At 33.1% G+C, this 23425-nt stretch carries 20 protein-coding genes and 2 pseudogenes; 13 read left to right on the top strand and 9 right to left on the bottom strand.

The window, feature by feature from the left end; all coding sequences use genetic code 11:
- Positions 1–410 precede the first annotated feature (410 nt).
- Positions 411–1325, bottom strand: a complete 915-nt coding sequence (locus NSQ40_RS06465; RefSeq protein ID WP_098158621.1) for an NAD-dependent epimerase/dehydratase family protein — start codon at positions 1323–1325, stop codon at positions 411–413.
- Positions 1326–1872: 547 nt separating this feature from the next.
- On the opposite strand from NSQ40_RS06465, the gene NSQ40_RS06460 reads away from it, so the two are divergent.
- Complete coding sequence (locus tag NSQ40_RS06460; protein WP_141521829.1) at positions 1873–3078, top strand: glycosyltransferase; 1206 nt, start codon at positions 1873–1875, stop codon at positions 3076–3078.
- A gap of 76 nt (positions 3079–3154) precedes the next feature.
- On the opposite strand, the pseudogene NSQ40_RS06455 reads toward NSQ40_RS06460, so the two are convergent.
- Both NSQ40_RS06455 and NSQ40_RS06450 read right to left on the bottom strand, forming a co-directional pair.
- Positions 3155–3437 (bottom strand): annotated as a pseudogene (locus NSQ40_RS06455) (SDR family oxidoreductase); the annotation flags it as partial.
- On the bottom strand, positions 3421–3642 hold the full coding sequence (locus tag NSQ40_RS06450) for a hypothetical protein (protein WP_018764031.1): 222 nt from the start codon (positions 3640–3642) through the stop codon (positions 3421–3423). The pseudogene NSQ40_RS06455 and the gene NSQ40_RS06450, both read right to left, overlap by 17 nt.
- A 284-nt stretch (positions 3643–3926) precedes the next feature.
- On the opposite strand from NSQ40_RS06450, the gene NSQ40_RS06445 reads away from it, so the two are divergent.
- Both NSQ40_RS06445 and NSQ40_RS06440 read left to right on the top strand, forming a co-directional pair.
- The gene (locus NSQ40_RS06445) at positions 3927–4157 is read left to right on the top strand and encodes a CGEA protein (protein WP_170957042.1); all 231 of its coding nucleotides are present in this window, start codon (positions 3927–3929) and stop codon (positions 4155–4157) included.
- A 273-nt stretch (positions 4158–4430) separates the two neighbouring features.
- Positions 4431–4676, top strand: coding sequence for a DUF3880 domain-containing protein (locus NSQ40_RS06440; protein WP_240522696.1), 246 nt, complete (start codon positions 4431–4433; stop codon positions 4674–4676).
- Between the two features lie 15 nt (positions 4677–4691).
- Here the strand turns inward: NSQ40_RS06440 and NSQ40_RS06435 are convergent, their stop codons facing one another.
- Complete coding sequence (locus tag NSQ40_RS06435; RefSeq protein WP_240522695.1) at positions 4692–5012, bottom strand: MerR family transcriptional regulator; 321 nt, start codon at positions 5010–5012, stop codon at positions 4692–4694.
- Between the two features lie 618 nt (positions 5013–5630).
- On the opposite strand from NSQ40_RS06435, the gene NSQ40_RS06430 reads away from it, so the two are divergent.
- Together NSQ40_RS06430 and NSQ40_RS06425 are read left to right on the top strand one after the other, a co-directional pair.
- Positions 5631–5870, top strand: a complete 240-nt coding sequence (locus tag NSQ40_RS06430; protein WP_003203888.1) for a hypothetical protein — start codon at positions 5631–5633, stop codon at positions 5868–5870.
- Positions 5871–5898: 28 nt separating this feature from the next.
- Complete coding sequence (locus NSQ40_RS06425) at positions 5899–6864, top strand: CgeB family protein (RefSeq protein WP_003206191.1); 966 nt, start codon at positions 5899–5901, stop codon at positions 6862–6864.
- A gap of 262 nt (positions 6865–7126) precedes the next feature.
- Here NSQ40_RS06425 and NSQ40_RS06420 read toward each other — a convergent pair.
- From NSQ40_RS06420 to NSQ40_RS06410, 3 genes and pseudogenes are all read right to left on the bottom strand, one after another.
- Positions 7127–7261, bottom strand: a pseudogene (locus NSQ40_RS06420) (sugar phosphate nucleotidyltransferase); the annotation flags it as partial.
- A 358-nt stretch (positions 7262–7619) separates the two neighbouring features.
- Positions 7620–8855: a surface carbohydrate biosynthesis protein gene (locus NSQ40_RS06415; RefSeq protein ID WP_224796036.1), complete on the bottom strand. Its 1236-nt coding sequence runs from the start codon at positions 8853–8855 to the stop codon at positions 7620–7622.
- A gap of 161 nt (positions 8856–9016) precedes the next feature.
- Entirely contained in the window at positions 9017–11716 is a 2700-nt protein-coding gene (locus tag NSQ40_RS06410) for a glycosyltransferase (protein ID WP_341286075.1), read from the bottom strand.
- 667 nt (positions 11717–12383) lie between these two features.
- Here NSQ40_RS06410 and pseB point away from each other — a divergent pair.
- Genes pseB through pseI form a run of 6 tightly spaced genes read left to right on the top strand, consistent with a single transcriptional unit; the run spans position 12384 to position 18108 of the window.
- The gene (gene pseB / locus NSQ40_RS06405; protein ID WP_018764025.1) at positions 12384–13349 is read left to right on the top strand and encodes a UDP-N-acetylglucosamine 4,6-dehydratase (inverting); all 966 of its coding nucleotides are present in this window, start codon (positions 12384–12386) and stop codon (positions 13347–13349) included.
- Between the two features lie 55 nt (positions 13350–13404).
- Positions 13405–14598 (top strand): UDP-4-amino-4,6-dideoxy-N-acetyl-beta-L-altrosamine transaminase, encoded by a 1194-nt coding sequence (gene pseC, locus NSQ40_RS06400; protein WP_018764024.1) that lies wholly within the window; start codon positions 13405–13407, stop codon positions 14596–14598.
- Between the two features lie 20 nt (positions 14599–14618).
- Entirely contained in the window at positions 14619–15356 is a 738-nt protein-coding gene (locus NSQ40_RS06395) for a glycosyltransferase family protein (RefSeq protein WP_341286074.1), read from the top strand.
- Between the two features lie 5 nt (positions 15357–15361).
- The gene (gene pseG / locus NSQ40_RS06390; protein WP_098158614.1) at positions 15362–16447 is read left to right on the top strand and encodes a UDP-2,4-diacetamido-2,4,6-trideoxy-beta-L-altropyranose hydrolase; all 1086 of its coding nucleotides are present in this window, start codon (positions 15362–15364) and stop codon (positions 16445–16447) included.
- 17 nt (positions 16448–16464) lie between these two features.
- On the top strand, positions 16465–17043 hold the full coding sequence (locus NSQ40_RS06385) for a formyltransferase family protein (protein ID WP_003195948.1): 579 nt from the start codon (positions 16465–16467) through the stop codon (positions 17041–17043).
- A gap of 15 nt (positions 17044–17058) precedes the next feature.
- The gene (gene pseI, locus NSQ40_RS06380; RefSeq protein ID WP_098128847.1) at positions 17059–18108 is read left to right on the top strand and encodes a pseudaminic acid synthase; all 1050 of its coding nucleotides are present in this window, start codon (positions 17059–17061) and stop codon (positions 18106–18108) included.
- Positions 18109–18387: 279 nt separating this feature from the next.
- Here the strand turns inward: pseI and NSQ40_RS06375 are convergent, their stop codons facing one another.
- Both NSQ40_RS06375 and fabI read right to left on the bottom strand, forming a co-directional pair.
- Positions 18388–19557 (bottom strand): glycosyltransferase, encoded by a 1170-nt coding sequence (locus NSQ40_RS06375; RefSeq protein WP_098158613.1) that lies wholly within the window; start codon positions 19555–19557, stop codon positions 18388–18390.
- Between the two features lie 437 nt (positions 19558–19994).
- The gene (gene fabI / locus NSQ40_RS06370; RefSeq protein ID WP_003195944.1) at positions 19995–20771 is read right to left on the bottom strand and encodes an enoyl-ACP reductase FabI; all 777 of its coding nucleotides are present in this window, start codon (positions 20769–20771) and stop codon (positions 19995–19997) included.
- Between the two features lie 666 nt (positions 20772–21437).
- Between fabI and NSQ40_RS06365 the strand changes: the two genes are divergently transcribed.
- On the top strand, positions 21438–22598 hold the full coding sequence (locus NSQ40_RS06365) for an FtsW/RodA/SpoVE family cell cycle protein (protein WP_018764018.1): 1161 nt from the start codon (positions 21438–21440) through the stop codon (positions 22596–22598).
- 75 nt (positions 22599–22673) lie between these two features.
- Positions 22674–23414, top strand: a complete 741-nt coding sequence (prpE, locus tag NSQ40_RS06360; protein WP_098158612.1) for a bis(5'-nucleosyl)-tetraphosphatase PrpE — start codon at positions 22674–22676, stop codon at positions 23412–23414.
- The last annotated feature ends 11 nt before the right edge of the window (positions 23415–23425 follow it).

The following is a 23425-nucleotide window of genomic DNA, read 5'->3' as shown; positions in this document are numbered from 1 at the left end:
TAAATCATTAAGTACTTTTTTCCTTTCTAAAATTACAAACACTTTAATGAATACAAAAATTTCAATTCCTAATAAACCTCCTGATTAAGAGAGAAGAAGACATACGAAGCAACGACTGAGAAGCCTACTCTAATTCCATTTTCTAAAAGTATAGGGACGATACCTAAACACATAGTAGAAATAATCTCGTATGATGCGTCAATCTCATTACTACCTCCTTTATAAGTTAAATTTAAAAGTTGATCGTATCTAAATTAAAATGGAACCTGTTTATAATACGGACACAAATTATAGAAACTGGCCAATCAACATCATAGATTAATAAATGTCCCCCCCTTTTGTATTTTATCAATCGTATTTACATTAAATATGATAAAATTTAGTATATGCTTCTATGATAATTTTCAATTTTATTCTTTATGGAAAAAAGAAATCGTCTCCCTTAATCCTTGAAGCAATGAAAATTTCGGGTGCCAATTCAAATATTTTCTAGCTTTATCATTTGATAAATAACTATGAATAACATCCCCTGGTCTTTCCTCTTTGTATATTCTTTTATCTTCTATTTTCATTAAATTGCAAATTGTATCTAGCAGTTCATTAACTGAAATTTGTTGATTCGAACTAATATTACATATTTGATTGTCAGCATTTCTAAATGCCAAGAAGTTAGCATGTGCTACATCTTTAACAAAGATAAAATCTCGTGTCTGATTTCCGTCACCATATATAATTGGACTATCATTCTTAAATAAACGATCCATAAAAATGGAAATGACACCAGCTTCTCCATCTGGATTCTGCCTTGCACCATAAACATTGGAGTATCTGAGAATTGTATATTTTAAACCATAAAGCTTTGCAAATAATTGAATATATGCTTCACTGGTCAATTTTGATAAACCGTAAAATGATACAGGATTAAGATCATGCTTCTCATCAATAGGTAAGTATTGGGGATTACCGTATACAGCAGCAGTTGATGCATAAATAATTTTTTTTACATTGTACTTTATACAAGCTTGAAGAATATTAACAGTAGCCATGACATTTTCACTGCAATCGTAAAATGGCTGTTTTACAGATTCCTGTACAGATACTTGTGCTGCTTGATGTATTACAAAATCAGGTTTTTCAACCATGAAAATTTTATCGATATTTGGATCCCTTATATCAAAATGATAGAAAGCAACTTTTGATGGAATATTATACTTATGCCCAGTAACTAAATTATCAACAACCACTGTATCTATATTGTTTTCTAATAAGAATTCAACAATATGTGAACCAATAAAGCCAGCTCCACCTGTGACTAAAACTTTCAAATATTTCCCCTCCCAAAAAGTTATATTCCCTTACATATAAGACAACTGAAAATATTCATTTCATTCAATTAATTGAATGATTATTTCTATAAAATCAATGTTGTTACAATTTATGTTGACTATATATTTTTTGATACAGTAAGCCTTATAACTGTTCAATGCCGAATTAAAGAGACTCACAAAATTAAATCCGACTGCATATGATAAAGTTAGCGCATGCCTAATATGGTTTCACACATAAAGTAAAACAAAATACTTACATGCTTTACTATTGTAATTAATTACGTATATGAAGTTGCACATACCCAATAGCGCCCCATTAGATTGCAAGGCGAATGATTAAAATGAGGAGAATTTGTAAAACTGAGAGTTACTAGCAATGCTTTAGAGAATTTATAACTCTTTATTAGCATTTGTTCAAAGTATATAAAATCAGATGTTGTTGAACGAATAAAACCTTTTGAACAAAATAGGGGGGAAAATAGTGGCTAAAAACAAATCAAAAACAACAAAACACATAAAATCGCAAAAGAAAATATGTCTTTGTATGATTGTAAAAAATGAATCAAAAATTATAGAAAGATGTTTAAATCCAACTAAATCTATCATTGATTTTGTTTCTATTTGTGATACGGGTTCGACTGATGGAACACCTGAAATTATTGAAAACTGGTGCAGAGAAAATAACATACCTGGTACTGTGCACCATGAACCTTTTAAAAATTTTGGATATAATCGAAGCTTAGCTGTATCCTTGGCTCAAAAAACTTATCCAGAAGCAGATTATTTATTGTTACTCGATGCGGATATGGTCTTAGAAGTTAAGCCGCATTTTGATAAATGTAACTTAGATAAGGATCATTATTTGACTATGCAATATGATCCTCAAATAAAATATTGGCTTTCTCGTCTACTTAAGACATCTTTGCCATGGCGATCCGTTGGAGTTACACATGAATATTGGGATTTAGATCGTTCTAAATTAAAGGCTGATCAAGTTACTTACTTTGATACAGTTGAAAAACTTGATAGTCTAATTATCAATGACCAAGGAGACGGCGGGAGTAAGAGTGATAAATTTGAACGAGATAAACGGTTGCTATTAGAAGGAATTCACGATGAAGCAACCCCGCCCGATTTAAAAATCAGATACATGTTTTACTTAGCACAAACATTATCCATTCTCAATGAATTAGATGAAGCAATCAAATGGTATAAAAAAAGAGTTGAAGCGGGCGGATGGGCGGAAGAAGTATTTTATGCCCTCTTACGAATAGGTCTCTGTTATGAACGTTTGGCAAATACGGCTTCTTTCCAACGTGAACAATTAATTACAGAGTCAGAAAAAAATAAATCAAAAATTGATCAATCTACAATAGATACCTTCATCCATCAGGAAGAACAATTTTTTGCTCTTGCTACTACTTATCTTCAGAATGCTTGGGAGTACAGACCCTGTAGAGCGGAACCTTTGTCCCACCTTGCAAGAATGTATCGACTGAAAGCTAAAAATAATTTAAGCTTGATGTATGCATTACAAGGAAAAGAAATTCCATTCCCAAAAGAAGATATTCTTTTTGTAGATTACCACGTCTACGACTACCTTTTTGATCATGAAATTTCCATATGTGCGTATTATATCGAAAATAAACGTAATTTAGGTCGCGCTGCTCAGAAACGTCTCCAATCTAAAATCAAACAATTACCACCACATATAGCGGAGGTTGTTGAAAATAACTCGAAATTTTATTAGTTCATATAAGAAATAAAAAACACCTTTTATACCCCATTTCATTGGGGGTAGAAGGTGTTTTTTCATCATTTTATATTTAATTACCTAAAATATGATACCCAAAATCCCCATGAATGTTCTCACCAGTAACACGACTTGCTAAGTTACTAAATAAGAATAAAGCTGGATTACCAACTTCCTCTTGTGTTACGTTACGGCGAAATGGTGCGCGCTCTTCGATTTGTTTTAAGATGCTGTTGAAATCACCAATCCTTTTTACTGATAACGTACGAATTTCTCCTACTGCCACAGGGGACACACGAATATTATGTATGCTATCCTAAGTCGTTCGCTAAATACCTTTTACTTGTGTCTAGCGAGTCTTGAATCACCCAAATATTGTTTAATGACATGTAATGTTTCTTTATTAGACTTGTCATCCATCATACAAAGTTCCCATTCATTTAAAGATTGAATACGTACACTTTCCATTGCTTTACCTACTAATACAGACTTGTTTAACAAGTAAAAATGATTACAACCTTTGAATTCAAAACCAATCCTGTATATAGTAAGTTGATTCATATAGAATTCATCAATATATATAATCTCTCAATTGGACTTTTACTCTTTAGTAGTGTATGAAGCTTTCCCGAAAACATATAGCCACTAGCAGGGCATGTTAAAGACATACTCCCTCGCTTTTTAATTATCTGCATTAGGTAATATAAACTACAGGCATAAATTTGAATTGGTATAAGAGGGTGTATTCACTAGGATGTTCTCTGCACAAAAATATACCTATAAACATATAGTATAAGTGTTATTAAATATTAACTTAATGAATAAGAAGGAGGGAACATTTTCCCATGGCATGTGAAAGTAGTATCTGCCGCTTGTTCTCCAACATGTCCCAAGGAGCTATTATAACAGTTGTAGGCAAATCTGGTTATGTATATGGACCAGCCAAGTTTACAAGCTTTAATAAAAATACTTGCATAGTTATATTAGAAGAACAAGATTTGCCATCTCCAAGTTTTACGACTACTATTCTAATTAGCTGTGACGATATTGAGAGCATCATAGCAACAAATGATTAGCAAATGACCACTACAATTGTTGATATATAGTGAAGCTATTGTACATCTCTTCCGATTAACTCGGTATTTACAATTATTTAGATCAGAGTATGAAAGCTGAGCTAAGCAATAATGGCTATGAATGGACTTACTTTCATCCATCGGAGCCGATAGAAAAGCTGCAATCTATTGTTGCCACGTTTTAACCACAGCTAGCCCTTACAATATTAGGAGACCGTCTTTCTGTACTAATTATTCAATATTAAAAAAAGTGGTATAAAGCTGGCTTGTTGGATGACTGAAGATCCTTATTATTTTGATAAGACTATTCAAGTCATTAATAGATTTGATTATATCTTTACCATCGATACGGGATCTTTAAAGCACTATCAATCCGTTCATTCAAATGCCTATCATCTACTGTTAGGGACAGATCCTACTATCTTTAAGCCTCGGTTAGTGGAACATGCATACAAGAGTGATTTGCTTCTTGTAGGATATCCATATCCAACCAGGGTGAACTTCATCCATTTTCTTTAAAAAAAACACTAACTATCAAATCACACTCATTGGAAAAGGCTGGCGTAATAGACTGCACAATTGTTCTTGTATCCGAATGTGCTCTTTTACACTTTCTAGTTGTACTTTTATGACTTCGACCGGATTCAAATTTGGATTTTCTATCATCTCTTTAATCTCAGCCAAAGCAAAACCTAACTGTTTAAGTGACATAACTTGTTGCAGCTTTGCAATATCTGTTTCAGTGTAGAGCCTTTGTCCCTTATCGGAAGACTGCGAGGGAGAAAACAACCCAATTTTATCATAATGATGGAGCATCTGTACCGTAAGTCCGGTTTGCTTAGCTAACTCTCCCACTTTCCAGGTTTTTCTATTCAGAATCAACCCCTCATTTCGCACGAGTTAATTTTGCCGGCAACATTACTAACCTGACACCGTGTTAGGTTCAAGTAGCTTTTTTAAACTTTTTGCTGTTTATATAAATAACGCCCTTCATATAAAACGCCTTCTTATTTAAGAATCGTGCCCGATTGCGGAATTCATAAATCTTACACCAATATAGCTTTTCAATAAAATGTAACCAAAAACACCTTCCCCTATTTACATTGCATAAAAAAAATCCATTTTGAAAAAATTGATCAAAATGGATTTTTTTATATAAATCTTTATATGGATTTTATAGAAATAACACTGTGTTACCTACTTTTTCATGTTACTTTATGACAAGTTCTTGCATTTTCTTCATTTTATTTTAAAATCCCGTTCCCCCTTTTATTAATAACTGCTGAATTTCCTATACTATTCAAATGAACATTATACTGCTCCCAGTCATACCTTTTCATGCGCTATGCTAGTGAATATATCCTTAAAAATAAACGTTTTAATTTATGAAAGTACTATTTTCACGAAACTCTATCTATTTGCATATAATAGTATATATGTTATCAAATATTAACAAAGGAGGAAGATTTATTTATGTTTCTATGGATATGTAAAAGTAGCATCTGCCGTCAATTCTCCAACATACCACTTGGAACGATTATAACAGTTGTAGGTAAATCAGGTTTTGTTTATGGACCTGCCAAATTAACAAACTTTAATAAAAAAACTGGTATCGTTACATTAGAAGAAGAGGCTCTACCATCTCCAAACGTTACAAATGTTATACAAATTAATTGTAAGTGTGTTGAAAGCATCATAACAGCAAAAGATTAAAAATGATGAATACAATTGGTGATATGTAATGAAGTTATTGTATATTTCTTCTGGTTATCTTGGTATTTATGATTATTTAGATCAAAGTATGAAAACTGCGCTTAGTGATAACGGATATAAATGGACCTGCTTTCATCCATCAGAGCCAATAGAAAATATAAGATCAATTGTTACCACGTTTCAGCCACAAGTAGTCCTAACAATATTAGGAGACAATCTCTCTATACAAGCTATCCAGTATTTTAAAGAGAATGGTATTCAATTGGCTTGTTGGATGACTGAAGACCCTTATTATTTTGATAAGACTTATCAAATCATTGATAGGTTCGACTATATCTTTACCATCGATACTGGAGCTTTAAAACAGTACCAACTCGTTCATCAGAATGCCCACTATTTACCGTTAGGTACGAATCATTCCATTTTTAAACCGCGCTCAGTAGAGCATGTATATAAAAGTGACTTGCTTCTTGTAGGATATCCATATCAGACAAGGGTAAACCTTATTCATTTCCTTCTAAAGAATACAAATTATGCCCTAACACTAATTGGAAAAGGATGGCGTAATAGACTACAAAAGGTCTGGAGAAACAACGCAAGGGTTATGATTGAAGATACATGGATGAATCCAGAAAAGGTTTCTTATTTTTATAACGGAGCTAGCATTGTATTAAACCCTCATCGAAGTAACAATTTCTTATATAATCAGAATACGTCCAAGGTTATGAATGAAAGCATTAATAATCGAACGTTTGATATTGCAGCATGTGGAGCTTTTCAATTAATAGAGGAAAAGCCTAATCTTCGTTCTTTCTTTACTGAAGAAGAAATGATATCTTATCAGGATTATGAAGATTGCCTATGTAAAGTGATTACCTATATGAATGATAAAAAAAAGAAGGAGATTATTGCTCAAAAAGCTCAAAAAATAGTTATAGGACAGCATACATTTTGCCAAAGAATAAAAGAAATGGTGAAGACTATTCAATCATAAAAATCATGTTCTACAACAAATATAACTCATCAAAAAAAATAATATCTAATATCCATTCATTACACTCTAAACAATCTGTGTTTAAACCAAAATTTATTGGGGACAATTCTTACTTTCCACATTATCAAAAAGAAAAATCATCGGTTATATTATCGATGATTTTTCTTTTTATAAAGCATTTCATTAACCTATCTTTCTCGGGATATATAAACGAAAAGATTTCAAACATATAAAAAATGTACAAAAAAACTTAGATACAACCTTCACATTCTTTTAACTTACAAACTGAATGATAAATCATTGAATAACGTCCAACAGGTAGCACATGTTTATTGGTCACTCTAGTGATAGGATATAATCTCGATCCTGTACCTCCAGCTAAAATAATCCCTTTCATAAAATTGCTCCCTTCTTCTCTAACAATCTAAAACGTACCCCGATGTTTTAAGTAAAAATAGAGTAATATTCATATTTCCAAAGTATCTAAAGGTCATCTCCCGTATCCCTCATCAAAACCCCCATTGTACTAATAAAATTCCTTTGCAGTATTAATACAATTCTTTAGGGCTCATTGAATTAACAATCGTAAATTTCTTTCTAACAACGGTTTCAAAACTAAATGCTATGATTGATTTATTATAAAAAAACACGCTTTAGAAACTTTGATTCTTCATTCTATGAAATAATAAAAACCCTTGTTACCAAGGGTTTTTATCTAACTAAGGAAGTTACGTTAAGCCTCATAGAAAAAGGACTCAACTGTTATTAGATATTATTTCAAATAAATCAGGAGCTAATGTTCGAACACTCACTTCATTTTTATTCATTTCTATTAAATCCAATTTTTCAAAGAAACTTTTTATTTCTTCCTCTGAAGTCAACGTATGATCCCCTTTTATTGTAGAGAGCGCTCTTACTGAAGATTCCTCAATGGAACTTTCACCCGTGAAACTGATTGTATCTAATAAACGGATAATATTTTGATAAGCATAATTTTCTACATCCATGGACCCATAATAATTTTTTGATAGACTCTTTTTTTCTTCACCTATTTCTCCTTTAGATAAACAGAAGTCGACTAAGTTGAATACTTCACTACTATTCACTGATTTATAGGTAACTGCATTAGGTAAATATTTCTTCTCTTTCTCATAATTAATTGGCATATAAGCAATGACTGGTTTATCAAGTAACAAAGCTTCAATGCCTGTCGTACAACGATTGTGTATCACGACTTTTGAGGCCAAAATCCACATAACCACATTACCATCATGGGCAACAAACACATTTTTATAATCCGACAATTCTTTTCGATAACTATCTACATTTTCATGAATATGAGGACGAACAACAATATTGAGATTCGGATATTTCTCACTTAATTCTTTAATTAATTGGATAAAATGTTCGTATACTTTCTTTATATAATGTTCGTTAGGATTGAACCCTCTTATAAAGTGATTATATTGCGTAAATCTTGTATTTACTAAAATAAAGTCTCCAAACCGCTGTTCAATCATTTTCACTTCATCATTATATAACCCCCGGAACTTTTTCTTGAGTAAATCGAACCGTGGATGACCAGTTAAATGAAATTTTTCCTTAAATTTAGGAAAAGTATTTGTAACTATTTCTTTATGAGCATCTCCCCAGCAATATACATGCTCAAGTATTTTAACATACGTATCATCTTTTCCAAGACGACTATAATTATTACTATTAAGGAATAATCCTTCTTCTTCATCCAATTCAACAATAGAATAGCCTAGTTTGTATGCACGAGTCATATATTCTTTCCTTGCATCACCATAAGGAGTTCCCTTTGAACAAATGATGCCCTTAGGTAATAACTCCAAGTGAGAGAGAATAGGCGTGTGCGTTCCCAGAATAATTCGATAATTTCTTTTAATTGCATAATAGGTTAAGAGTAATTTTGCGTCTAATTCCCTTATTTTTGATTCGATTGGTAAGTAGAGAAACTTTTGTAACATAACCATCACCCCTTCTTATTTTTTCAATCGAAAATAACCTTGTCTTCAGTATCATTTATTATATTCTTTCTTATAAAAGATAGCACAAAGACAATAATGGCATTTATTACATAAAAGATCCCTATTTTCACTACAAATCTATTAGATATGTGGACCTTATCCTAAAATTCATTTCCTTCCCGCAAATCTCTTAATTTCTTTGCTTTTTCGTGGATTTGTTCTCTATTTTTTAATAAGTTTTTTAATAAATTTAATATTTCATTACTATTCATGTTGTCAAGAATCCATCCACACTGATATTTTTCTACTCGTTCAGCAGGGGCGCCTAGGTCAAATGTAATAATGGGGTATCCCGATAACATTGCTTCACTTGTTGTATAGGAATATGTTTCAGGGCAAATGGACGGATTAATAACCAATGCTATTTCATTTTGAGCTAATATATCAGATAAATTATCCACCTGATATCTTCCTGTGACTTCAAACTTTCCTTCAGCACTTTTGTGTGGATTAAAATGAATATTTGTTATACCAATCACCTTTATATTTATTGGTAAATTTTCTTTAACAATTAAATCCTTTAGCTCATATATAATACTTGATCCTTTCGGATAATCAATGGCTCCCATAAAAGCAATATTTAAAACTTTTTTATTTAAAAACTCCTCCTTAAAGGAGTATGATATTTTTGGATTAATAACATGCTCTCTTACTTCTATCTCAATATCTTTATAATATTTTAGAATAATATCTTTCGTGTTATGACTAGGGGTAATTACCTTTTTCGCACCCATTAAAAAAGAATGAAACGCTTCTCTCCAACCTTCAATATGAATAGCTTCTTTCGGAAATATTTTCGCAATACATCCCTGACAGATATCTACATTTGTTTCAGCATTACAATACTTCTTTTGATGATTTATTAAATTATAGCTTGGGCAAACACAATAAAAATCATGAATGTAAAAATAATAATCCACAAGTGAGTGTTTTATTAAACGAAACATTTTTTCAATGGGATACTTAAATAAATGATTAATAAAAATCAAATCAATGTTTAGAGCACTTAATAATTTTTTAAAGTTCATTTCAGTTAGTTTACTTATTTTAAGATTATAATTTATTGGTTCGGAATGATTATGATCAGTTAAAATCACATAATCTGTCCCAGGTGTTAACGTGTATATTCTCTCATCATCTTCTAATGTTTTTATATAGTTAGTTTGATAGATTGAGGCACCGCCACCTAAGCCATGATCGATAAATAATCTGCCCTTTCTATAAGAATATTTATCGGCAACCATTATACTTTTCATGAATTCTCTTATATTTTTTATTGGATCCAGCCTTATAAAGTCTTGTATGATTTTATTATAATCTGGGTATCGGTTAAGTAGTTTTTTTAAATTACTTGACATTAGCTCTTGTTTACTTCCATCTATTTGATTAAAACTTACACCATGTTTATGATAAACAAACACATTTGGAATCAATATATTTTGATATCCTTTATGACGTGCTCCCATACACCAATCATTTTCCTCGCCATACCCCTTGCCAAAAACCTCATCATCAAAGATTCCGATATCATGAATAACATTTCTATTTAATGCCATACAGAAGCCTACACCTGTTGGGATTACTATCCCTTTGTTAATGACATATTTTGAAAAATAAGCATCGACTTCATTTGCAGTCATATTGTAGGGCAATTCATTATCTTGAACAAAATTAGGATAGGAACAAATCGTAGCACTATTTGAGAAAGGAGTAACGGATGAAATTTTATCATTTACTAAAATAGGGTTGATTAAGCGCCGAAAACAATGAGGTGGAATTTCTGTATCGCTATTTAATAAGATGGGGTGATTCGTTGTTAAAAGTAAGCCTTTATTAATACTTTGTACATATCCTAAGTTTTTATCATTGTGTATAACCACTAATTTTTTTAAGCTTTGAGGTAATTTGTTAGATTTCAAGCTTTCCAAAAAACGATATATCTGTTGATCTGTACTAGCATCATTAATCAAAAATAAATTACAACAAATGTCTATATTATTGTATATACTTTCTATACATCTCTTTGTAAATTCGTAGCCATTATATATTGGTATAATCACATCCACTTCAGTATCTTCAAGTAATTCATTATTATATTCAATATAATTTGATTCATTTAATGTTTCTAAACTAAATTGATTACGAATAGAATCATTTAAAAAAGATGGTTTATCAGCTTCCTCGTTTGTATTCGAAATAGATTGGATATATGTTGGCTTTTCGTAGTTCCAATTTAAAATCAATCCTTGTTCGTCACCATTTAAACATTTATCCATATGGAGCTTAATCTCTTTTTCGTTTTTTGAATAACCCCAAATCCTCAAACTATTCATTTTTCCTTCAAAATATCCGTATGCTCCACATCCTCCAATACTTCCTGAGGCAAAGACATTAGTCTTAGTACTTTTTAATCCTCTTTTTACAAAACTTCCATTCACATATAAATTTGGAGTTTTATTTTCATAAACAATAGCTATATGAGTCCAATCGTCTATTTTTATTTCATATGTGAGTAGAGGAGGTAAATAATTGTGACTGTGTTCATATACCGTTATACCATTCGTTCCAACCGATACTCCGGCACCCGATTCATCTTTTCGTTCAATTACAGGATGCCCTGGACCAATAATATATCTTTGACCAAAAATTCCATGTTTTCCTTGATCCGATTCCTCATTTAATTGAATTTCCTTTTGAGGCTTTATCCAAAATTCATAGGTGAAATCATTTTTAATATTTCTAAACAAGTCCTTGGTCATTATTATTTCTTGCCCTTTAAAATTTAAAAACCCTTGAAACACATTGTTCACCCTCGCTTATATAATTCAAAAAACCAAAAAATAACTATTAAAATTAAAAGATATATATTTTTTTATTAATTAATTGCGCCATTCAACATCTATTTCAAAGTTCTTTGAATTACGTGTTTTTATTACTGAAGATACATTTCTATTATTTAAGTTTTTTAATCAACTAGTTGTACACGATCGATGTTTTTATTAATTACTAATTAGTGGTATAAACTATGCGATCGAACAATAGAAAGCAGATTTAGGCTTTTACTTTTACTATGCTATGTTTTGTTTGTCTTTTTGTATAGTTACATAGTCTAGCTTGAAAAAAGATGGTGCATTATCTCTATATTAAATACATAATCCCTCTCTGAACTTGAACAGCTTATGAACATGTAACACTTTTTGATTAGAAAACCTGAAGATACCTCTTATATCTAAAAACGAAGATTTTGATTTCTAGCCTCTCAATAATATAGAAAACTATTTAACATATTTATCATTTCCTGAACCAAGAAATAAATCACAAAACAGTTAAAAGTAGACTTCAATCTAGGCTTATTCACCATTTCGGGAAAATTATAAGGAAATGTAGAGATGATACCCAAACGTTTTCCCGAAATATTCATAGTAATAAATAGTGAAAATGGATTCAATAAAAAAAGGCTGTGAAAAAATGGATTTAACAGAAAAAACAATTTTAGTTACAGGTGGAACAGGCTCTTTCGGAAAGAGATTTATAAAAAAAGCCCTAGAACTTGGTGTAAACAAGATTATTGTTTTTAGTCGTGATGAATTGAAACAATACGAAATGGCTCAAGAGTATACAGATTCGCGTATTCGTTTTTTTATTGGGGATGTACGTGATAAAGCTCGTTTATACCGTGCTTTTGCTGGGGTGGATATTGTAGTTCATGCAGCTGCTTTGAAGCATGTCGGTGCATGTGAGTACAATCCGTTTGAAGCAATTAAAACAAATATCTATGGCGCTCAGAATGTAATTGAAGCTGCTATGGATTGTGGTGTGAAACGTGTCATTGCTTTGAGCACAGATAAAGCTGCCTCTCCAATTAACTTATACGGTGCAACGAAATTAGCATCAGATAAACTTTTTGTTGCAGCAAATGCTTATGCAGGGAAAAAGGACACCAGATTTGCAGTGGTACGATACGGAAATGTAGTAGGCAGCAGAGGCAGTGTAGTACCATTTTTTAAAAGCATAAAAAAAACCGGAAAAATTCCTATAACGGATGAACGTATGACACGATTTTGGATAACACTTGATCAGGGAGTACAATTTGTTCTTGATAACCTTCAGCGAATGAAGGGCGGGGAAATTTTTGTCCCTAAAATCCCCAGCATGAAAGTAACAGACTTGGCAAAAGTAATTGCACCTAAATGTAAAATTGAGTTTATAGGCATCCGTCCAGGAGAGAAGCTTCATGAGGCTATGATAACTGAAGATGATGCCCGTCATACTTTAGAATTTGAAGATTATTATATCATTCAACCAGAATTTAATTGGTGGGATAAAGCGTATATAAGTGAAGGCAAACCGCTTCCAGAAGGTTTTAGTTATACAAGCGACAAAAATGAACATTGGTTAACAAAAGAAGAGTTAAAACGGTTAATTAGTGAATAAGATAAAAAAACAGTCTAAATAAGTCAAAACAACATATAAGGGAGTATTAAGGATCATGAAGTATTGTTTAGCAATTCACGGAGGAAAACCCGTACGGAATCATTATTTGCCATACGGCAAGCAATCCATTGATGAAGATGATATTCAAGCCGTAATCAACGTTTTAAAAAGTGATTTTATTACAACCGGTCCAACAATAAAACAATTTGAAAATCAAGTGGCAGCATATGTAGGTGCGAAATACGCCGTAGCATTTTCAAGTGGAACAGCCGCCCTACATGGCGCCTGTTTTGCAGCGGGGATATCCAATGATGATGAAGTCATCACGACATCAATGACGTTCGCTGCCAGTTCTAACTGTGTCCTTTATCAAGGTGGAGTTCCGGTATTTACGGATATAAAATCCGACACTTACAATATTGATCCTAATTTAATAAAAGATAAGATTACAAATAAAACAAAAGCAATTATACCTGTACATTTTACTGGACAGCCAGGTGAACTTGAAAAAATTTCAAAAATTGCCCAAGAATATAACCTAACAGTAATCGAAGATGCAGCTCATGCATTAGGCTCTACTTACAAAAAGAAAAAAATTGGTTCAATTAGTGATATGACCATGTTCAGTTTTCACCCCGTCAAACATATTACAACAGGCGAGGGCGGAATCATTACAACAAATAATGAAGACTACTATCAAAAACTTCTTCAGTTTAGAACCCATGGAATCACCCGTAACCCTAATAACCTAACTGAAAATCATGGACCTTGGTACTATGAAATGCAATTTCTTGGCTATAATTATCGGATGACAGATATTCAAGCTGCTCTTGGATTATCACAACTGCAAAAATTAGATTCTTTTATTGCTAAAAGAAAACAATATGTATCAATGTATAATATGGCACTAAAAGATTTACCTGAAGTTATTCTTCCAAAACAATTAGATCATGTTGATTCAAGTTGGCATTTGTATATCATTCAGTTAAATTTACCAATGCTAAAAGTTGATCGAAAAGAAATCTTTCAAGCGTTACAGCAAGAAAATATTGGTGTCAATGTTCACTACATTCCAATTCATTTACAACCCTACTATCAAAAATTAGGTTATCAAAAAGGAATTTGTCCTAATGCTGAAAAATTATATGAAAGCATCATTACTCTACCATTATTTTCAGAAATGAGTGAACAAGACGCTAATGATGTCATTCAAGCAGTTAAAAAGGTAATCAATTTCTATAAAAAATAAGTGAATAAAAAGGTGATGAAATGAAAGTTGCCGCTATTATTCAAGCTCGAATGGGCTCAACTAGACTTCCGGGGAAGATAATGAAGAAAGTTCTTGATAAAACACTATTAGAATATCAAATTGAACGAGTAAAAAGAGCAAAAACAATTAACCAAATTATTGTAGCGACTACTACAAATCAAAATGATAATCCAATCATTGAGCTTTGCGAACAACTTTCTGTTCCTTATTATCGTGGATCAGCAGATGATGTATTATCACGTTATTATGAAGCTGCAACACAATTTTCTGTAGATGTTGTAGTTCGATTAACTTCAGATTGTCCCGTTATTGATCCTGATATTATTGATAAGATAGTTAATTGCTATTTAGAACATCAAAATAAATATGATTATGTATCTAACACATTAATCCGTACTTATCCAAGAGGTTTAGATACAGAAATTATGCCCTACCGAATTTTAAAACAAACATATGAAGAAGCAAATCAGCCATCCTATCGCGAGCATGTGACTGCATATATATATAACACCCCTAAAACGTTTAAACTGTTCAATGTCCAGAATCACTTAGATGAAAGTAAACATCGCTGGACTGTAGATACGAAAGAAGACTTTATCTTTATAAAAAAAATTATTACAGAACTATATCCAGTTAATCCCCAATTTTCTTTCATTGATATTTTAAATTTATTAAAACAAGAACCAGACCTGTTTTATATTAATAGCCATATAGAACAAAAAAAATTAGGGATATAGTTTAAATGAACATACTCATTCGTGTTGACGCTTCTATAGAGATTGGAACAGGGCATGTTATGCGATGTTTAACCTTAGCAAAAGAGTTAAAAAATCAAGGACATCAGATCTCCTTTATATCTAGGGAATTGGACGGTCATATGTGTAACTTTATAAAATCTCAGGGACACACAGTATATATGTTACCCAAAATGAAGTTAGTAAGAAATAATTGTAATACTACACATGCTCAATGGCTTCAAACGAGCTGGGAAATTGATGCTCAACAAACAATAGAAATGATACGTAAAAGCATTCGCTTTGCTGATTGGCTCATTGTAGATCATTATGCTTTAGATAAAAAGTGGGAAGAAAAGTTAAAGGAGTTCGCCCACTATATAATGGTTATAGATGATTTAGCAGATAGGTTACATATATGTGATCTACTGCTAGATCAAAATTATTATGCAAACATAGATCAAAGATACGAAGAATTGATCCCTATAAATTGTATAAAATTATTAGGCCCCAAATATGCATTGCTAAGATCCGAATTTTTAAAAGCACGAAAAAATGTAAGAAAAAGAACAAATCCCCTTAAAACAATACTCATATTTTTTGGTGGAAGTGATCCCACTAATGAAACTTCCAAAGTAATCAAAGCTCTAGAAGCAATAGAATATACGCAGCTTCTTATTCATGTAGTTATCGGTCGATCAAATCCTCAAAAAGATTTCATCCAAAATTTATGCAAAAAGCATCCAAATATGGTCTTTCATCATAATATTGATTATATGTCTAGATTAATGAATGAAGCGGATTTAGCCATATGTGCTGGAGGTTCAACCACTTGGGAAAGATATTGTTTAGGATTACCCGCACTATTAATCTCAGTAGCGCATAATCAAGTTGAAATATGTAAAACAGTAGGAGATTTAGGGATTGATTTTTACATTGGAAAATCAGAAGAAATTTACGAGAAGGATATTTGTAATGCCCTTGAGATTGTTAGGAGCGGAAACTTTGATTTAGAGGGATCTTCTAGAAAAGCATTGGAGATTGTAGACGCTTTTGGAAAAACACGTGTAGTATCAAAAATTTTACAATATTAAATGTTAAGGAAGATATTATGAACATTCTATTATTAGGATCTAAATGTAATAATTTGTACAGTTTTCTTAAATCATCTGGAAATAGTGTTGTTTTCTATGAAAATAGAATAGACATTCACTCACCTATTCTTATTAACATTGACTTTATCGTCAGCTATGGATACAGATATATGATTCCTCCTTCTATTATTGAGAAATTTAATAACAAAATTATTAATTTGCATATCTCTTATCTTCCTTGGAATAAGGGTGCTGATCCAAATTTATGGAGTTTCCTTGAAGATACACCTAAAGGGGTTACAATTCATTATGTGAATAACGGGTTAGATACTGGAGATATTATCACTCAATCGGAAGTTCCCTACAAAGAAAATGATACATTAAAAACCTCCTACGATAGACTATGCCAAGAAATAGAACGACTTTTCATTGAAAATTGGAAATTCATTTATTCTGGAAAAGTTATGAGGAAACCGCAACCTTCTGGCGGTAGTTATCATAGATTAAAAGATAAAAAAATATATTTGCATTTACTTACTAATGGATGGAATACGTCAGTAAAAGATATAATCGGTAAAGCAAAAATGAATGGTTAAAAAGGAGAAGATAAAATGAATGAAATTGAAATTAATGGAAGAAAAATCAGTCGCCACCACCAACCATTTATCATTGCTGAAATGTCCGGAAACCATAACCAGTCATTAGAACGTGCATTGCAAATAGTTGAAGCTGCAGCAAGAGCTGGCGCACATGCTCTAAAAATTCAAACTTACACAGCCGATACTATGACACTTGATATAGATAACAAGGATTTTAAAATAGAAGATACAAACAGCTTATGGAAAGGAAACACACTTTATAAACTATACCAACAAGCTTACACACCATGGGAATGGCACAAACCACTCTTTGATAAATGTACAGAATTAGGTATCATCCCATTCAGCACCCCATTTGATGAAACAGCAGTTGATTTTCTAGAATCTCTCAATGTCCCTTGTTATAAAATTGCTTCTTTTGAAAATACTGATATTCCTTTAATCCGCAAAGCTGCCTCTACCGGAAAACCTCTTATTATCTCAACAGGTATGGCTACAATTTCAGAATTAGATGAGACTGTCACCGCTGCTAGATCAGCGGGCTGTAAAGATCTTATTTTATTGAAATGTACAAGTACTTACCCTGCTTCTCCAGAAAACACTAATATTCATACAATCCCCCATATGAGAGAATTATTTCAATGTGAAGTAGGTTTATCAGATCACACATTAGGGGTGGGAGCTGCAATCGCAAGTGTTGCAATGGGTGCAACTGTAATCGAAAAGCATTTCACTTTATCTAGAGCTGATGGAGGAGTAGACTCGGCGTTTTCAATGGAAGCAGATGAACTAAATTCTCTTGTTATTGAAACAGAAAGGGCATGGAAGTCACTAGGGAAGATTTATTACGGACCGACTGATATGGAAAAAAGCTCATTAAAGTTTCGACGTTCTCTATATGTGGCACAAGATATGAAAGCTGGGGATCTTTTAACAACAGAAAATATAAAAGCTATTCGACCTGGTTATGGTTTAGCACCAAAATACCTCCCTATTTTACTAGGAAAAAAAGTGAAAAAAGATGTTGCTAAGGGGACACCTGTAAGTTGGGATTTGATTTAACGAAAAGCCTCTTAAAAACATAAAGTAAACTTCCTATCTCTGTAAATCAAATTCTCGCATAAATTTCATCGTTCTTTTTTACCTATGAAATATTTCCTGTGGGGGCTATTGTTATTTCCTGTAAAACAGCCCCCTTCACTTAATATGATTAAAAAAAGCATCTAAAAACATCTTTATCAACAATAGCACGATTTAATGCGACTCTTCTACATACACAATTATCATTTTTGAATTCGAGTTACAAAACACGATAATATCTTAATGCATCTTTTGAAAAGATTAGAAAATCCCTTTATCTTGACAGACTACTGATAGATTACCCGCTTTTTCTAAAATCTCACTGCGATTTACTAATAGCTTTTGTAACAATTGTAAGACACTCCTATCACTCACTTCTTTCAAAATCCATCCCCCGTTATATTTTTTGATTAGCTCCGCTGGCGCTCCCATATCAAATGCAATGACAGGATACCCTGAAAACATAGCCTCATTAGTTGTATAAGAAAATGTCTCTGGACATATCGAAGAAGTTATAACGATAGCTATTTTATGTGTTGCCAAAAGATTAGAAAATTCCCTATTATCGTATGGTCCTGTTACAACAAAATGTCCGCTTGGACTGACAAATCTTCTTTTGTGCCTATCTGTTAACCCAATTACTTTTATACAAAAAGGTAGCTTCCTCCTTTCAATTTCCATTTTAAGTTTATATAAAATGTGTGATCCTTTATTTTTGTATATATTTCCTACGAAGGCAACATTAAGCTGTTTTTCATTTGCAAATTCAGAGGTATATGTATAGTAGATATTAGGAGATAAAGGATGTTCCTGTACATCTATAATAATGTCAGGAAAATGTTTTTTTATAATTTCTTTTGCACTGTTGCTTGGAGCGATTACCTTCTGGGCATTTGATAAAAAAAACTCGAAATTTTTTCTCCAAGCTTGAATATCTGTTTCTCTCCCTCCATCCAAACATGCCTTACATATATTCACATCTGTTTCATTATTGCAGTAAGGGCCATTTCTTTTAATCAAGTTAACTAGAGGACATACACAAAAAAAATCGTGTATAAAATAAATATACTCAATCCCAGAATATTGAATAAGGTTTATAAACTTAAATATAGGGAATTTAATGAGATGATTGATATAAATTAGTTCAATATCCATTGACTTGAGTAGCGATCGAAAACTCGTTTCATCATCATTATGAAACTCTAAATCATAGTACAGGGGGTGTTCCTGATTCATATCTTCTATACAAAACATTCCAGCTCTAAACGTCATCTTATAAATTCTATACTTATGCCAATTCTGTTCAATATACATATTTTGATAATGTTCTACTCCTCCACCTATAGGATTCATCACAAATAAAACGCCTTTCTTTTTTGGAGTACCAGCACTCTTCGACACCGCTCTTCCTCCTTGATTTAAACTTTTCATCTTATCATTTCAACTCGTTTTCTTCAATAATTTATAAATATATATTTTCGCAAACAAAAATATTCCACCATTTATTTTCACATAAAATAATAAGACAAGATTATGCCTTTCGTTTCAAGTAACCGCTACAATAAGATGAATGATTACTAAAGTTTATTTCCGTCATCTTGAGAAAATCACCTACATCCGGTTCGGTTTACTTAGACATTTTATATTTTTCATACGTATATACAATTATCAAATTTAAGTAATCCTTTTTATTACTTGCTCTCCCATCTGAAGCATAATAGAAAAACGCTATCCTTTCTGCATATTTTTGCAAAAAGGATAGCGTTTGTTCTTTATGTTACATGGATATAAGCTTATCTTAGTTTGATGAACATGTGTGGTGCTTTTTCACCTAAAATATTACATCTAATTTCAACTCTGATTCTTTATTACCCTAAAATATGATACCCAGAATCCACATGAATGTTCTCACCAGTAACACCGCTCGCTAGATCACTGAATAAGAATAACGCTGTGTTACCAACTTCTTCTTGCGTTACGTTACGACGAAGTGGTGCACGTTCTTCGATTTGTTTTAAGATGCTGTTGAAGTCGCCAACACCTTTTGCTGATAGCGTACGGATTGGTCCTGCTGATACAGAGTTTACGCGAATGTTGTGCTGCCCTAAGTCGTTTGCTAAGTATCTTACGCTTGCGTCTAGTGATGCTTTTGCAACACCCATTACATTGTAGTTTGCTACAACGCGCTCTCCACCAAGGTATGTTAATGTAACGATGCTGCCGCCTTCTGTCATTAATGGCTTCGCAGCTCTTGCTACAGCTGTTAATGAGAATGAGCTAATATTTTGTGCAAGTAAGAATCCATCACGAGATGTATCAACAAACTCACCTTTTAAGTCATCACGGTTTGCGAATGCGATGCAGTGTGCTAATCCGTGGATAACTCCTACTTCTTCTTTAATCGATTGGAAGCAACGCGCGATATCTTCATCGTTTGTTACATCACATGGTAAAACAAGTGATTTTTGTCCTTCTAATGATTCTGCTAGATCACGTACGTTTTTTTCTAGACGCTCACCTGCATATGTGAAAATTAAGTTTGCTCCTGCCTCGTGTAGTGAACGAGCGATACCCCAAGCGATGCTTCGTTGGTTCGCAACTCCCATTACGATAATGTTTTTTCCTTTTAAGTTGAGAAGATTCATTTATTTATCCCCCTAAATTTATTAAATAATATCAGTTATTAGTACCTGGTAATATATTTATATCATATCACAAATTCAAAATAAGGCAAAACAAAATTATTAGTATAACTGGTTCTTTACTTCTCTTTTGCTCTTTCACTTTCCTGCTACTACGAAAGCTCAATCTTTATTTCCTCTATTTAAAAGTACTTGCTGGATAAATCACGGCTATGAAGAATAAAAGGGAACCGCTCTCACTCCCTCCCTTTGTTTTAAACTTGGCACGGGGCGAAAATAGGCCCTGACCGCTTCTATGTATTGCCAGATCCTCTCTCCCATCCCAAAAGAGTGGTTTTTTATTTTGTATTTATGTAAAATCACACTTTTCAGGTTTCGTATCTAAATTACTGCTATGAAAACTCAAGGTGACCTGCTCTCATTTCCTCCCTTTGTTTTAAACTTGGTACGGGGCGAAAATAGGCCCTGACCGCTTCTATGCATGGTCGGACGCTCTCTCCCATCTAAAAAAGAAAGGTTTTATCTCAGTTTCTCAATTTATATCTATATAATCTAACATCTCACACTCAAAATCCAAACAACATATTTGCAAACCATCCAAAATCCGCTAATATGGTAATAGCGTCTTTTTTTGTATTACGCAAAGAGCAATAGAAAGGACTACGTACGTTGAAAGATAAGAATTCTCAATATCGAATAGATTACATATTAATCCTGATTGTACTCGTAATCGGGGCTGTGAGTTGTTTTGCTATCGCAAGTGCACAACCATCTTTACCACCGGCTTTACAACAGGTAAACTTTGTTGCGAAACAAATTCAATGGTATTTCATTGGGGCCATCGCAATTTTTGCGATTATGGTTATTGATTTTGACCGATATAAACAAATCGCTTGGTACTTGTATGGATTTGCGATGATTTTACTTATTGGACTTGAATTAAAAGTTCCTGGAGCTGTAACAATTAAAGGGGCTACTGCTTGGTACAGTGTTCCAGGCCTTGGTAATTTCCAGCCTTCCGAGATTATGAAGTTATTTTTAATCATTGTCGTTGGCCGCATTATCGTCAATCATAATGAAAAGTATCCGTTTCGGACGCCGCGTGAGGATCTCATTTTACTCGGCAAAATATTTGGCGCAAGTTTACCACCACTACTTTTAATTGCGAAAGAACCAGACTTAGGAAATACAATGGTTATTTCAGCGATGCTCGCCGCGATGATTTTAGTTTCAGGTATACGCTGGCGCTTTATTTTCGGTTTAGCTACACTTGTTATAGCAGCTGGTTCTGCGTTAACGTACACTTACTTTGCGCATACAGCATTCTTTAAAGAACATATTTTAAAAGAATATCAATTAGATCGTTTCTACGGCTGGTTAGCACCTTATGAATATGAAACACAAGGATATCAGTTAAGGCAAGCTGTTTTAGCAACCGGATCAGGTGAATTGCACGGTAAAGGCTGGGAGAATGGTCAAGTATACTTCCCAGAACCGCATACCGATTTTATTTTCACAAACATTGCTGAGCAATTTGGATTTTTAGGAGCAAGCGTTGTTATTTCACTGTTCTTCCTATTAATTTATCGTATGATTCATATCGCTTTAGAAAGTAATGATCCATTCGGTAGCTATTTATGTGCAGGAACGATTGGAATGTTTACATTCCAAGTATTCCAAAATATTGGGATGACAATTGGATTACTTCCGATTACAGGGATTACCCTTCCTCTTATGAGTTATGGCGGTAGTTCCTTACTGACATATATGATTGCGATTGGCTTTGTACTGAACGTACGATCGCGAACAAAAACGTTTATGTTTGATTAGACCATATCCAGCGGGTATGGTTTTTTCTATATCCAATTTAGGTATACTAAGTAAAAATAAGATGGAGGTTGTGAAATGAAGTACGATATTATCGGAGATATCCATGGCTGTTTAGAAGAGTTTCAAACATTAACAGTGCAGCTCGGTTATAACTGGGATAGCGGTCTTCCTGTACATCCAGAGAAGAGACAACTTGCTTTTGTCGGAGATATTACTGACCGTGGCCCGGCATCCCTAAAAATGATTGAAATTGTATGGGAGCTTGTAATAAATAAAAAAGAAGCTTATTACGCTCCGGGAAATCATTGTAATAAGTTGTACCGATTTTTCATCGGACGTAACGTAACAATCGCACACGGATTAGAAACAACCGTCGCTGAATATGAAGCCCTTCAAACTCGCGAACAAAAAATAGTACAGAAAAAATTTATCGATCTTTACGAACAGTCACCTCTCTATCATGTGCTTGATAACAAAAAACTCATCGTCTGTCACGCTGGTATTCGCCAAGATTATATCGGAAGAAGTGATAAGAAAGTCCAAACTTTCGTATTATATGGGGACATTACTGGAGAAAAACATCCTGATGGTTCACCTGTCCGCCGTGATTGGGCGAAGCATTATGAAGGAGAAGCTTGGATTGTGTATGGTCACACTCCTGTGGCAGAACCTCGTTTTGTCAATCATACGGTAAATATTGATACAGGAGCTGTTTTTGGCGGGAAACTAACAGGGCTGCGCTATCCAGAGATGGAGACGATTTCAGTTCCTTCTTCGATGCCGTTTGTGCCTGAGAAATTTCGTCCAATTACATAACTAAAAAATAA

Origin of the sequence: Bacillus sp. FSL K6-6038 (genome assembly GCF_038050455.1) — a bacterium.
Taxonomy (GTDB): Bacteria; Bacillota; Bacilli; order Bacillales; family Bacillaceae_G; genus Bacillus_A; species Bacillus_A pseudomycoides.
Note: the sequence above shows the minus strand (reverse complement) of the source record. Positions and strands in the feature narration are given on the sequence as shown.

What these genes read in the sequence shown, in the direction of transcription:
- NSQ40_RS06460 (WP_141521829.1), top strand. Translation starts at nt 1,873, where the DNA reads ATGATTGTAAAAAATGAATCAAAAATTATAGAAAGATGTTTAAATCCA.
- NSQ40_RS06450 (WP_018764031.1), bottom strand. Translation starts at nt 3,642, where the DNA reads ATGAATCAACTTACTATATACAGGATTGGTTTTGAATTCAAAGGTTGT.
- NSQ40_RS06445 (WP_170957042.1), top strand. Translation starts at nt 3,927, where the DNA reads ATGGCATGTGAAAGTAGTATCTGCCGCTTGTTCTCCAACATGTCCCAA.
- NSQ40_RS06440 (WP_240522696.1), top strand. Translation starts at nt 4,431, where the DNA reads ATGACTGAAGATCCTTATTATTTTGATAAGACTATTCAAGTCATTAAT.
- NSQ40_RS06430 (WP_003203888.1), top strand. Translation starts at nt 5,631, where the DNA reads ATGTTTCTATGGATATGTAAAAGTAGCATCTGCCGTCAATTCTCCAAC.
- NSQ40_RS06425 (WP_003206191.1), top strand. Translation starts at nt 5,899, where the DNA reads ATGAAGTTATTGTATATTTCTTCTGGTTATCTTGGTATTTATGATTAT.
- NSQ40_RS06415 (WP_224796036.1), bottom strand. Translation starts at nt 8,855, where the DNA reads ATGTTACAAAAGTTTCTCTACTTACCAATCGAATCAAAAATAAGGGAA.
- pseB (WP_018764025.1), top strand. Translation starts at nt 12,384, where the DNA reads ATGGATTTAACAGAAAAAACAATTTTAGTTACAGGTGGAACAGGCTCT.
- pseC (WP_018764024.1), top strand. Translation starts at nt 13,405, where the DNA reads ATGAAGTATTGTTTAGCAATTCACGGAGGAAAACCCGTACGGAATCAT.
- NSQ40_RS06395 (WP_341286074.1), top strand. Translation starts at nt 14,619, where the DNA reads ATGAAAGTTGCCGCTATTATTCAAGCTCGAATGGGCTCAACTAGACTT.
- pseG (WP_098158614.1), top strand. Translation starts at nt 15,362, where the DNA reads ATGAACATACTCATTCGTGTTGACGCTTCTATAGAGATTGGAACAGGG.
- NSQ40_RS06385 (WP_003195948.1), top strand. Translation starts at nt 16,465, where the DNA reads ATGAACATTCTATTATTAGGATCTAAATGTAATAATTTGTACAGTTTT.
- pseI (WP_098128847.1), top strand. Translation starts at nt 17,059, where the DNA reads ATGAATGAAATTGAAATTAATGGAAGAAAAATCAGTCGCCACCACCAA.
- NSQ40_RS06375 (WP_098158613.1), bottom strand. Translation starts at nt 19,557, where the DNA reads ATGAAAAGTTTAAATCAAGGAGGAAGAGCGGTGTCGAAGAGTGCTGGT.
- fabI (WP_003195944.1), bottom strand. Translation starts at nt 20,771, where the DNA reads ATGAATCTTCTCAACTTAAAAGGAAAAAACATTATCGTAATGGGAGTT.
- prpE (WP_098158612.1), top strand. Translation starts at nt 22,674, where the DNA reads ATGAAGTACGATATTATCGGAGATATCCATGGCTGTTTAGAAGAGTTT.